Below are 12,933 nucleotides of genomic sequence, written 5' to 3'. Positions count from 1 at the left end.
TCAACCTCCTATTCCTTGGGAAATGTCCGCTTTACTGACTTTTCTGGCAATGAAATTAACAGCGATAATGATAAAAATAATTAATGTTGTAATTGCATCGGAAAACTGCTCAAAACCCGACTCCGTATACGAATAGGTTAAGGTCGTCAGGGTGGCGGTTTCGGGCGTGACTAACAGCATAATTAATGCCAACTCTTTCATTCCGCTAATAAAGATCAATAAAAAGGCACTAAAAATTCCTCCTTTGGCGAGAGGGAGGATCAGCCTTGAAAAAATTTTCCTCCATGGTGTTCCCTCTATCTTTGCGGCCTCTTCAAGTTCACTATTAATTTGCATCATGCTACTGGTTCCCGATCGAACGGCAAAGGGCAGATATTTCACAATGCTGATCAGAACGAGCAACGAAAAGGTGCCGTACAGAACAGGCAGGAAGAGCTGCTGTTTGGAAAACATTGAAAGATAGATGGTACTCAACGCAATAGAAGGAATCAGCATAGGGGTAAAAGAAATTTGCTCGATAAACCGACCGCTGATTTTCTTGCGTCCTCTTGAGATGATGTATCCCAAAAGAAGACCGACAACAGTTGCGATTAAAGACGTTATAATAACAAGCTTCATCGTATTGACAAGAGCAAGCCAGATTCTCGGATTATGAAAAATACCTGCTTCTCCATCGGCTATAGCGGGATTACTCTCACCAATCCAGAAATGGAAAGTCAAATTACTCGGGCTGTAGACCCCTTTCTTCAACATGAGGCTTTGAAGGACCAAAACGACCAGCGGCATAATGACGCCCAAAACGACAAAGAGGAAAACCGCGATGGTAACCAGGGGTTTAAATTTCTTGAGCCTAATAAAATTTTTACGTGTACTCTTTCCGCCAATTGTCGTAAAGCTCTTTCGTTTTCCAATGGCCTTCTGGTTGAGATAAACCGTAAAACTGGCAACGAGAATCAATATAATCGACAAAGTAAACGCCTGAGTGGTCATACGGTTACGGATATTGGCATAGATCATGGTCGACAAGGTGTAATAGTTCACCTTTAGCCCCAAAAACGCCGGTGCACCGAAAGAGCCTATTGCCTTTGAGAAGGTCAAAATAAACGAGGACAGGATGGCCGGCATGACCAAAGGAAAGGTAATCTTCCGTAAAATGGTACTTCGTTTTGCTCCTGTTATCTCCGCCATCTCTTCAAGATCCCCTCCGATGGAGGACAGCGCCGCGGAAATGAGTAGGAAAGAAAACACAAAATAATGCAAGGACAACGTAATGACGATTGGAAAAAAGCCATATGATATCCAGTTGGGTGGCGCTATCTTGAAGATAGACTGAAACATACCAGGATATCCGCCGATCCTATCGTTTTTAAAGATAATCTGCCAAGACAGAGCCTTACACCACGAGGGAACCATATACGCAACAACAAGAATAAATGAAAAAAAGTTCTTCAAAGGTAGATCTGTACGGGTAACCAGCCACGCCAGGATTCCACCGATGAGGATACCGAATATAGAAACATTCAGGGAGATGAGCAAAGAATTAACCAGGGGTTTATAAAACATTGCCTTACTTATGGTACTGGCAAAAGTCTGTATCCAATAGCGTAAGGTAAAGGAGCCTTCGGAGAGACCGGTTTTCATTGCATCACGGAATTGTAGTTGAAACGTATTACTAAGAATTTCCCACAACGGAATGACTACCAAATATAATAGGACAATAATAGATACGATGGTAATCAGATTCGGGGGATTCCGCAGGTAATTAAATAATCTGGTTTTATTATAATGCATTTTTTTACTAAATTTCCCCATCGCTGAAATTTCAGAAGGAACCATTACATACCCCCCTTTTTCGGTATGATGTTTTTATTGACGTTGATTGATCTCATCGATGATCGATGGAATGCTCATGAGATCCTGGATGATATAATCAGGTCGGCTATCTTCGGAGAGTGTACCGTCACTGAGTTTTGTAAAATCGGACTGAATTTGAATCGATCCGAACAGACCTGCATTTTTTGCTCCAAGTACATCTCGAGTTATTGTATCGCCCACAAAGAGTGTCTTTTTCGCATCGGCACCCATCTGATTCAGAATATCCCTGAACAAGAATCCATGTGGCTTACGAATACCATAGGCGCAGGAAAGTGCGATCTTGTCAAAAAAAGAACGGATTCCGTATCGGTCCAGTGATTTATACACCTGAGTGAAGCTGCCAGTATTACTGATAATACCCATCTTGATATCTCGAGAATGTAATTTCTCAAGCATCACTGCGGTATTTTTCCGGCAACAGCGGTTGATTACTTCTGTTTCCCAGAAATAGGCAAGTTCTTCACAATGATCAAAAATAACATTATCTGGAATCGCAAGTCCTTTCAGAATCCAATCCCTCCATACCATGGCTGGATGAACCTCGATACAGGTTCTTTCCCTAAAACAACGATATTCGCTATATCGCTCAAGGAGTATCTTATAGAAAGCATCGCCTCCTTCCGTCGTAATCGACGAAAAAGGAACCTTTAAAATGTTTTCAAAACGTTTTTCAATCATCGATCCTACAGTAGAGGAATACGAAATCTCTTCCAGTGTTCCCCCCATATCAAAGAGTACGGTATCTATTTGCATGCAGGTTCCTTTATGATTAAAGCGTCATAACGAATAGCTTTCAAAGCGGCAATAAGTTCGGCATTACAGGAGATACGTTCAGGCAGGAACACCCCGCCGCTTGCCAGATCGCCGGGCCTGTGAAAATCAGAACCGGACAAGATAAGCGTACGGTTTTCCGCAGCCGCCTGTGCGGCAAGATTATTTCTTGAATCATGTCGAGGATTTCCGTTATAGATTTCCAAGCCATGGACGATCACAGGATCTACCAACCGACAGCCATCGCGAAAAGGATGAGCCTGATACACCAGAACATCTGTCCTACTCTTAATTGATTCCATGAATATGCTGATTGATGAACGATGAAGATCTTCCCACCCCTTCAAGAAGTCGCTATCTATTCCATAGACAAGGTAATCGTTATCGTTTTCGGTAAAGCGCAGCTCCATTCCCCATAAAACATCCATGTCCAATGTCCGGGCCACTTTGACAGCTTCCCGATAGCCTGTAAGATAGCAATCGATCTTGGCCTCCCAAGGCATCTCTCCAAGAGAAGAGAAATAATCGTCATGAAAATGGTCGGTAAAAATAATGCCCTGGTAGCCGGCACGCTTGTACATTCGAAGAGCATCGGCAGCTCTTACTCGGCCACAACTGCTTACTTCGGTCGTATGAGCATGAGTTTCATATGCATACGATCTTTTCATGTATCTAAACTCCTTCATACTTAAACGTTTAAGTATTAAACAAAAAATTTATATTCGACAGGTCGATGTCCTGATCCTCAGTTCAGGCTGCAAGACAATCTTGCGATCTTCTGTTACAGGATCGTCCTGCAACTTTTTATGTAACAGCTCAAGGGCCATCTCTCCTGTTTTGAACTTTGGTTGCCAGATGGTAGAAAGTCCTATCATCGGGAGAGATGCAAATGAAATATCATCATAACCCATCACGGAAACAGCCTCGGGAACCCGTAGCCCCGCCTCGGAGAGAGCCTCCATAGCCCCTATCGCCATCAAATCGTTCAAGGCAAAAACAGCCGTAGGAAGTGTCCTCCCCGCAATGATATGGCGTATGGCCGAAACACCACACTGACGACCTTTTAAACCTTCATTGTTAAAAACGACAAGAGGCTTCAACCCTTTTTTTTCCATTGCCTCCCTATATCCATCGACTCGATCGTGTCGTGTTTTCGTATCAAGATCATCACAGATCATGATAATATCCTTATGTCCAAGCCCCGTTAGATAATCAATGGCGAGCATGGCGCCGTGATAATTATCGATACCGATGGAATTCTTCATTGCATCGTTGACCTTTCCACCGAAATAGATGATCGGTATCTGTCCCCGAACAACCTGTACAATATGAGAGATATCATTGCTAACAGGACTGACAAGGAGCCCGGCCACCCGGTTCTCCATCATCGTCATGATATATTTCTTTTCGCTTTCTATGCTCCGCTTGGTGTCGCCAAGCAAAAGTGTATATCCGTACTTCATGGCCGTTTCATTTATCCCCTTATAGATACGAGGATAGATGGGCGTGGAAATATCGGGAATTAATACACCAATGGTCTTATTCCCCTTTGTTACCAAATTGCGGGCAATCATATTCGGGGTATAACCCAATTCACGACTTATCCGGATAATTCGTAACCGTGTTGTTTCGCCAATATCCGGTTGTCCATTCAAGGCCTTGGACACGGCAGCAGTCGAGACCCCCGCCTCTCTCGCAATATCTTTGATGGTCACTCGCATGACAATCCCTCAACTCAAACGTTTAAGTAATTATAGCATGCATATGTACAGCGGTCAATTTTTTTCGCTTGACTATTTTTCCTGGCTCTCACGAGAAAATCCCATATGCTTCATTCGTTCATATACCATTTCCTCAGTCCCCGAGAATGGGCCAGGGGCTTCCATTTTCATGGAACAGAGGGCGGCGGCATAAGCCGTTGCCCAAGAGGGATCGGAATCAAGTCGAACAGCCATGTAGGCGGCAAAGGTGGTATCACCCCGGCCAGTCCTGCCGGACAGGTTTGCAGCAGTATAGGGAGCATAGAAAAATTCGCCGTTTACCAAAACGAGAACTCCGTCATGATGGGTAATGACGATCTCTTTTGCCCCCATATCCGCAAGAATCCGTGCGGCATCTTTTCTATCAGAGGTTCCGGTTAGGATTTCAGCCTCCATTGCATCCGCCTTAAAATAGCTGATATGGGGCATGAGCTGATGGGCGTTTTCCCAGTTCTTGAAAAAAAGCGCTCCTTTCTCGTTGCATCGAAGAAGGCCCTGGGCATCGACACCGACACTCCCTTTCTTTGCAAGATGAGGAATAATGGCATCAGGTATCTCGTCCTTAAATAAACCTGCCAAATGGAAGATGAGGCTTCCTGCTTCCGGGAGTTCTTCGAGAGAAAAAGAAGAGGCTTTACTTAAAAGCCGAACCTTTCGCCTTTCGCGATCATCGGAAAGATATATATTTTCTATACTGGTTGTATCGGGCGAAGCTAACCAGCTAACCTTCACGCCCTCCGCTTCCATACCGCATAGCGCCGCTTTATCTTTTTCCGAACATTTTGTAATAACATGTATCCGTTTTCCCGAACGAGTAGCGGCGATTGAGGAATAGATGACAGGTCCTCCGATAAATCTTTGCTCCTCTTCAGGGTAAATCATGACATCTTTTGAGATATGCCCGATCATTGTTATATCGTATGTCATATTTTTTTCTCCATGATGGCTTTTAAGATCTTTCCAACTCCATCTTCGGTATTGGAAGGAGCAACTATATCGGCAGCATCTTTTAATTCCTGACGAGCATTGCCCATGGCAACCCCCAGTCCCGCATTGCGTATCATCTCCATGTCATTCAAGCCGTCGCCAAAACAGGCAATCCGTTTTATATTGATCCCGAGGTAGTCGGCCAAATGCAATAACGAACTTCCTTTGCTCACAGCACTTGGAAGAATTTCAAGGAAATTTAATTCAGATTGCACAAGTCGGGCAGAGGTAGCAGCATCATCCGAGAAAAGGTCCCGAAATTTCTTAAACAAACTATTATCACCGATCATCAGAATTTTTGTTATCTCCCTTTCTTTTAGCACGTCCACACTGTCGATCAAGGCACAAGTAATTCTATCACCCTCTTCGTATCGGCGTACATTATCGGACCTCTTCAGGGTATAAGCCTCTCCATTCGAATAAAAAACATAATCAAAAGGGAATTGTGGTAAAAGATCTATGGCCCTATCGACATCACACGTGGTAAGAAAGGAATCATAGATCGCCGTTTTGGTATCGGGGTGATAAATTCTTGCCCCGTTATATAAAATAATCGGGATATGCATCTCCAATTCTTCGTAATAGGGAATCGCCGATTTCTCGATTCTTCCCGTTGCAAAAGAGAGCATTCCTCCGCAGCGGCAAAACTCTTTTATCATCTTTTTATTAAATGAAGAAATCTTTTTCTCAGCATCTACCAATGTCCCGTCGATGTCACATATTGCAAGTGTGTACTCAAGCATCCGCTTCCCCATCGTTATTTTTCAGCAAACGTATACCATCGATATTCACGGCTATGCCGACGATATCCTCTACTTGATATATTTTCTTTTCAAGTGGACAATATGATTCAACTTTGATGATCCTATTTTTAATTTCTATTTCGTATTCGACAAAATTACCGAAGAAAACCGTTTTTCGTACTACTCCTGTAAACTGCCCATCTTCTTTTTCTAATACCCTAATAAATTCGGGCCGAATTACGGCAGTGGCCTCTCCTTTGAAAAAGGAAAAATGCTTTCCCGGCGAGGGTACGGTAATTCTGGCACCAAGAATAACCGACTCAATACCGTCGTCACTTTTTTCCTTTATTTCGCAGGGAAGAAAATTGGACTTTCCTATAAACTCTGCAACAAAAAGGCTCGCCGGTTCATTATACAAATCCAACGGGGTTCCTACCTGAACGATCCTCCCGGCATTCATGAGTACCACTTTATCCGATATAGCCATAGCCTCGGATTGATCGTGAGTGACATACAGGCTGGTTATACCCAACCGCTTTTGAAGAGCACGAAGCTCATCACGCATATATTCCCTAAGTTTTGCATCAAGGTTTGAAAGAGGTTCATCAAACAGCAAGACCTTGGGCTCAATGACGACAGCCCTTGCTAATGCGACGCGCTGCTGTTGTCCCCCGGAGATTTGCGAAGGAAGCCTGTTTTCCATACCTTTGATTTGCATAAGCTCGATTATCTGATTCGTCCGCTGTTTTATCTCAGCCTCGGGAAGTTTTTTTAGCTTCAAACCATAACGTATATTGTTATATACGGTCATATGAGGAAAAAGTGCATAGCTCTGAAACATCATAGCCATATCACGCTTATTCGGAGGTACGGATTCTATCATTTCATCTCCGAGAAAAAGCTTGCCGGAGGTCACACTCTCGAATCCTGCAACCATTCTCAACGTTGTAGTTTTTCCACAACCGGAAGGTCCTAAAAGGGTAACAAGCTCACCTGATTCGATCGAAAGATTAACATTATCAACGGCAATAACCTCTCCTGATCCCCCTATTTGACGAAACTTTTTTGTCACATCTACCAGACGAAGGCTACTGCTTTTTGCCTTAATTGCATCCTCAATTCGGTTTCTCATCTTTTTATTTCCTTACCATAGCGTTTTTTTCGGGATCCATCTTGTTTACAAGAAAACTAAGAACATAAATTGCACATACTATTACGATGATCATTATCACAATATACGCTGCGGCATCACTATACTGGCTCACCTCAAAAAGTGAAAAAATCCTGGTCGTGACAACATTCCAACGCGCCGAAACGAGAAAAATAATGGCACTCACCGCCGTCATGGCTCTGACAAACGAATATACCAGCCCGGAAAAAAAGGCTCCCCGAATCAACGGAAGGGTTATATGGAAAAAGGTATAGAAACTACCTGCACCCATGTTTATAGAGGCCTCTTCAATTGAAGGATCAATCTGCATAAGAGCGGAACTTGCTCCCTCAATTCCTACCGGAAGATTTCTGAAAACAAATACACAGATAAGAATCACCGCCGTCCCCGTCAGCAAAAAAGGACGATCGTTGAACGCAAGAATATAGCTGATACCGACAACGGTCCCGGGAAGGGCAAAGGTGAGCAACGAAGCAAGACTCATATAGCGCTTACCAAAGAAACTTTTTCTGACCGTTAAGAAAGCAATTGCCATCCCTGTCAGACCGGTAATAGGTGTCGCAATAATTGCCAGAGTAACCGCATTCCTCAGTGGTTTGAAGCCTATGGAAAAGACATACCGAAAATGATCAAGGGTAAAGGAATAATTTACGCCCCAAACTTTTACAAAGGCTCCGACAATGACCGTTCCATAGAAAAGTACAATGACGGCGCAAAAAAGTAAGCAAACCGCAAAAAGCGGTATGACAATGTGCCTCTGATTCAACTTGGTTCTATTCTGAGAGGGCTTACCGGTTACAGTGACAAACCCCTTTCCGCTTATCCAGTATCGCTGGAGGAGAAAGGCCATCAAACTGGGAATCAACAACATGATAGAGAGAATTGCACCTGTTCTTAGATCATACATGCCGGTAATTACGCGATACGCTTCAACGCCCAATGTAGGAAATCCCCCACCGATAACGGCCGGGTTACTAAAATCCTGTAAGGATTGTATGAATACCAAAAGAAATGCACTAAAGATACCCGGAAGAGATAAAGGAAACGTCACGGTCCAGAAAATTTTCCACCGTGAAGCCCCAAGGTTAAGTGCAGCATCTTCCACCGAAGAGTCTATAGCTTGCAAAATACCAGAAAGCGTCAGATAGGCAACAGGAAAAAAAGAAATTGTTTGGACCAAAATCAAACTATGCATGCCATATACATTAAAATCCGTGAGCCCCAGCAGTCCGTTTGTAATCAATCCTTTCCTGCCAAAAAGGAAAATAATAGAAAGAGAGAGTACAAACGGCGGCGATACAATTGGCAACGTCGCCATTGTTTTCATGAAGCCCTTCATGGGGAGTTCGGTTCGGGTAATGGCAAAAGCAAAGATATATCCGATAATCGTCGCTATACATGCCGAGATGAGCCCGAGTTTAATGCTGTTGCTAAAGATGATTCTATACGAACCATTTTTTACCACGGCCCAGATGGTTTGAAGAGAAAGCTCGCCGCCATCCGCAGTGATACTATATTTTATCAGCATTAATAATGGATAAAAAACAAAAACGGTTAAAAGTAACAACAAAAGAAGAATGAAAATAATCAAAATGGGCTCTTTTATTATCATTTTCATCTTCCACATAAGATCGTTGGTGCCGTTTCTCATAATACTTCCTTCAAGATACCGGAAGCCGGAAAAGGCTTCCGGATAGGTTCATCTATTTAAGATTATTTGCGTTGGAAACGACATCGCTGAATTTCTCAATGAGTCGTTTACGATTCTCTCCAGCCCAAATAAAATCGTATTCTATTATCGGAAGCTTATCGATGCTGATGGCACCGGAGGGAACCTGCGCATGCATATTAACCGGCAGACGAAAAGAGCTGTTTTGCGAATAGATATCCTGAGCTCGTTCGCTTAAAACCCAGTCAATGAATTTTTTTGCATTCTCGTGTTCCTCTTTTGGCCCATTCTTTATAATTGCAATGGCACCAATCTCATAACCAGTACCGTCCTTCGGAAAGACAGTCTCCACAGGATATCCTTGAACGGCCGGCTTTAAACAATCATGAGAAAAGGCCAGACCGATGGAGGCCTCCCCCAACCCAACATTCTTAGGGGGTGCGGAACCTGATTTTGTATACTGCCGAATATTCTTGTCCAGTTCCTTCATATAGGCCATGGCCTCTTCCTCTCCAAGCATCTGCACCATTGTGGCCAGAATGGTATATGCCGTACCTGAAGATCCGGGATGAGCCATTGAAATCTGATCCTTGTATTGCGGATCCAGAAGATCGTTCCAGGATGTAGGATAGGAAAGTGAATGGTCCGCAAACCACTCCTTGTTGACGGCAAAGGCCAAAGCCCCAACATAGACAGGAGACCAATAGCCATCAGGATCCTGATAACTGGCAGGAATATTGATCAGCTCCGATGACTTATAGGGCTCAAGAAGGTCATTGGCAGCAGCAGCAATAAAGGTATCGCAATTACCGCCATACCAAATGCTTGCCTGCGGATTGTTCTTTTCAACCTGAACCTTTGATAATACTTCCCCAGCCGACAAGCGTACAAAATCGACGGTAATCCCGGTGTCTTCCTTGAAGGCCTCAAGGTATGAAGGAATTTCCGTTTCTGGAAGAGCACAATACATAGTAAGGTGTGTCGACTCAGCTTTTCCTTCTCCGTCACTTTTTTCTGCGGAACGTCCACCACAACTCAGTAAAAGAGCTGTCCCTAAAATCGTCGCAGTCAAAAAAAGCATCACTCGTTTTTTCATGTTTTCCCTCCTAAAACACACGTTTGTTCATATAACGCACACGTGTGTGTTATATGGTAGCTTCGTTTCTTGCATTTGTAAAGAAAAATGTTAAAGCCCAAATGGTAAAGTCAAAAGGGACACATTTTTGAGGAATGTGTCCCATGAGCAAGCCTTTCGTATGCGGTTAGAAATTGTTCTTCAGATTGAAAATATCATCTTCAACACTACTGTTTGGAACTATGCCCAAAGCCTCTACCTTTTTAAGATAATACTGTCTGATCTCGGACCAACGATAGTAAGGCCCCTGGGAAGGGGATATCTCTTCAGAAAATCGGCTTTCTCTTTCGTTAAGAAGAACTTTTATAAGAGCTTCTTTACCGGGTGACCTATAGACAACTAATTGCAAATTTCCGCCCATCGGTCCATAATAGGCGGTGTTCCAGTTTTTTACCGCTTCTTCAACGGAATCATAAGCCTTACCGGCATTCTCAATATCAAGAAATCCGACGAGAGGGACCAGAGTTTCTGCATGAGCAAAACTACATACTGCAAGATACGGAGAACTTCCATCCAAAGATTCGTCAATAGCATTAATCATGTGCTTAGCCAGTGGGGCCATAATATTAAGTGAGATATTTTCTGAAGCTGGATCTCCACTGCCATATGTATAAAACGACTTCGCATTTTGTATTGTTTCAAACATCTGAAGCTCGTCATCCTGAAAATATTTTTTCAGATTAATATCTGCAAATCCGTCTTCACGTAGTGCAGGAAGAATGATGTAGAGTTCATACAATGCCGAGCTTGCCGTAGCAGTGCTGTCAATTATGACCTTTCCCTTCTCATCATAGAATTCCATCTCACCTCTGTCCAATTTTCGTAGAAAACGCGTTCCAAAAAATTGAGAACAGACCCTTTCAGCCATCAGCCGTACAGCATCACAATTTTGATATTTTTTTATCGTTTCATGCCAGAGGCCATTGTCAAAATAATCGCTATACTTCTTTGCCAAATCCATGGGACGCAGATAGGGATCTTTTTTCTTTTCATAGAAAGTTTTATCTATTTCTCCATGATAACCTGAAGCCACAAGCCCCGCCAAGAAGCTGTCCCTCGACTCTTGCGTTCTCTCTTTGTAGGTAGCATCGGCGAAAAGAGGGCTTCCAGTACAGAAGAGATCGCTGAAATTTTCTCCAGCCCTTTTTCCGATGCCGAAAAGTTCATCTTTCCCGAGGTTTGTCAAAAGACCGTATTTACCAATTTCGTAATCTGCGATCTGCTTTATTTCCCCATAGAGCATGGTCCCGGCTTCTGTTAATTGCCCGTCTTTTCGAGCAGCATCCAATAATTCAAGCCATGCCTTGTCATATTTGAAACCTGATAAATTTCTAGATCCGTGTCGATGCAGTACATACAAAAACGAGGCCTCATAACCAGCAGGAGCTTCTGTGTAGACAAGATTAGTAGGTACCGGGTACGGACTTTTTGAGCCAAGGAACAATGATCCAGATACTTCCGACTTACCGCTCTCGGCATGGTTTCCCGTGGTGTTACAAGCCGAAGTACACAACAAAAAAACCGATGCAAGAACGCCCCATAAGAACCTTTTTTTCATGGGTATATCTCCTTAGAAATTGAAAAGAGTTCTATGCAATGGGTACCCACAAAACAGATGCGACAAAGAATAAAACTTATTCTTTGTACACATTAATAATCACATCAACAAAACAGCTGTTGTTTTTACACAATCAAACAGTATAACCAGAGGCCACTCCTCCATAGCACAAAGCACACGTGTGAGTAGATGTGCTTTATGCTATTCCCGAATTCTTCTCTTGTAAAGGAATTTTTTTCTTATGTTTTAGGTCGTTTCGCGAGGAATTAAACGGGGCTGAAAAACAAACCGTTTTACCGTATTATCACCGGCGAGTTGCTTAATCAGGATTTCACAGGTCTTTATCGATATGTCTTCCAGGGGTTGTGCAACCGACGAGAGATGCGGTTCAAAAAAGGTACACAATTCAATATTATCATAGCCCATAAGGGCAATATCCTTAGGAACAGAAACACCATGTTTGACTAATTCTTTCATGATCTCAAGAGCGATAAGATCGGTATGGGCAAAGATGGCATCGTATTTTGAAACCTGCAGGATTTCCCGTTCCACATCCTCCGGGCAGAAATCAAAGGAGGATCCCCCCTTTAAGATCATCGTCTCATCAACGGCTATTCCAGCCTCTTCCAAGGCCTGCCGATAGCCATCTGTTCGTAATGCAAACTCCAAACGTTGATCGGGTCGGGTGACACAGAGAATCCTCCGGTATCCGCAATCGATCAAATGTTTAGTCGCCAAATACCCCCCCTTTCGATGGTCACAATAGACAGCATTAACCTTACCAAATTCGTCAGGAGGGATCTGGTGGGAAAAAACAAACGGGATCTCAGCATCCCGTAAAAAATCAACGGTTTCTTTTTCGATTGAAGAAGTAAGAAGTATAAGGCCATCAACCTTTCGCCTGTTGACAATTTTTTGAATATTATCTTTTCCCGAATAGTCATTGTGGGGAAAGGTCGTGATCGTATCCAAATCCTCTTCTTCCAGCTGATGTCTAATATGCCGAAGAAAATTATTTGTAAATAGATGAGGTTGATTATCATCATTTGCCTCATTGAGAATAATTCCTATCGTCTCCGTCTTGCTGGTATGCAAACTCCGCGCATTAGCATTAAATTCAAAGCCGAGATCTTGGGCTATACGTTTTATTTCCGCCCTCATAGCGTCGGAAACTCCCGGCTTATCATTTAAACATCTCGAAACGGTTGAATGCGTGACACCGGCAATCTTGGCAATATCCTTTATTGTAACGGCCATAGATATT

At 43.1% G+C, this 12,933-nt stretch carries 11 protein-coding genes; all 11 read right to left on the bottom strand.

The genetic code is table 11. The features are described from left to right. The 11 genes from F459_RS0110895 to F459_RS0110845 all read right to left on the bottom strand — a co-directional run bounded on the left by F459_RS0110895 (position 1) and on the right by F459_RS0110845 (position 12,926). The gene (locus tag F459_RS0110895) at positions 1-1,641 is read right to left on the bottom strand and encodes an ABC transporter permease (protein ID WP_245540150.1); all 1,641 of its coding nucleotides are present in this window, start codon (positions 1,639-1,641) and stop codon (positions 1-3) included. Positions 1,642-1,866: 225 nt separating this feature from the next. Next, positions 1,867-2,628, bottom strand: coding sequence for an HAD family hydrolase (locus F459_RS0110890; RefSeq protein WP_020612756.1), 762 nt, complete (start codon positions 2,626-2,628; stop codon positions 1,867-1,869). Beyond that, complete coding sequence (locus F459_RS0110885) at positions 2,619-3,314, bottom strand: PHP domain-containing protein (protein ID WP_020612755.1); 696 nt, start codon at positions 3,312-3,314, stop codon at positions 2,619-2,621. Before F459_RS0110885 ends, F459_RS0110890 begins: the two co-directional genes overlap by 10 nt. 48 nt (positions 3,315-3,362) lie before the next feature. After that, the gene (locus tag F459_RS0110880) at positions 3,363-4,367 is read right to left on the bottom strand and encodes a LacI family DNA-binding transcriptional regulator (protein WP_020612754.1); all 1,005 of its coding nucleotides are present in this window, start codon (positions 4,365-4,367) and stop codon (positions 3,363-3,365) included. A gap of 72 nt (positions 4,368-4,439) precedes the next feature. Continuing rightward, positions 4,440-5,333: a PfkB family carbohydrate kinase gene (locus tag F459_RS0110875; RefSeq protein WP_020612753.1), complete on the bottom strand. Its 894-nt coding sequence runs from the start codon at positions 5,331-5,333 to the stop codon at positions 4,440-4,442. Then, positions 5,330-6,136, bottom strand: a complete 807-nt coding sequence (locus tag F459_RS0110870; RefSeq protein WP_020612752.1) for a Cof-type HAD-IIB family hydrolase — start codon at positions 6,134-6,136, stop codon at positions 5,330-5,332. Before F459_RS0110870 ends, F459_RS0110875 begins: the two co-directional genes overlap by 4 nt. Beyond that, a complete protein-coding gene (locus tag F459_RS0110865) occupies positions 6,129-7,268 on the bottom strand; it encodes an ABC transporter ATP-binding protein (protein ID WP_020612751.1) in 1,140 nt (379 codons plus the stop codon). The genes F459_RS0110870 and F459_RS0110865 overlap by 8 nt, the downstream gene beginning before the upstream one ends. 4 nt (positions 7,269-7,272) lie before the next feature. Next, a complete protein-coding gene (locus F459_RS0110860; RefSeq protein WP_020612750.1) occupies positions 7,273-8,958 on the bottom strand; it encodes an ABC transporter permease in 1,686 nt (561 codons plus the stop codon). Positions 8,959-9,010: 52 nt separating this feature from the next. After that, on the bottom strand, positions 9,011-10,072 hold the full coding sequence (locus F459_RS0110855) for an ABC transporter substrate-binding protein (protein ID WP_020612749.1): 1,062 nt from the start codon (positions 10,070-10,072) through the stop codon (positions 9,011-9,013). A gap of 166 nt (positions 10,073-10,238) precedes the next feature. Further along, positions 10,239-11,669: a histidine-type phosphatase gene (locus tag F459_RS0110850; protein ID WP_020612748.1), complete on the bottom strand. Its 1,431-nt coding sequence runs from the start codon at positions 11,667-11,669 to the stop codon at positions 10,239-10,241. Between the two features lie 246 nt (positions 11,670-11,915). Then, positions 11,916-12,926, bottom strand: coding sequence for a LacI family DNA-binding transcriptional regulator (locus F459_RS0110845; protein WP_020612747.1), 1,011 nt, complete (start codon positions 12,924-12,926; stop codon positions 11,916-11,918). Between the last annotated feature and the right edge of the window lie 7 nt (positions 12,927-12,933).

This window comes from Sediminispirochaeta bajacaliforniensis DSM 16054 (assembly GCF_000378205.1).
GTDB lineage: Bacteria > Spirochaetota > Spirochaetia > DSM-16054 > Sediminispirochaetaceae > Sediminispirochaeta > Sediminispirochaeta bajacaliforniensis.
This window is presented reverse-complemented; position numbering and strand designations above follow the sequence as displayed.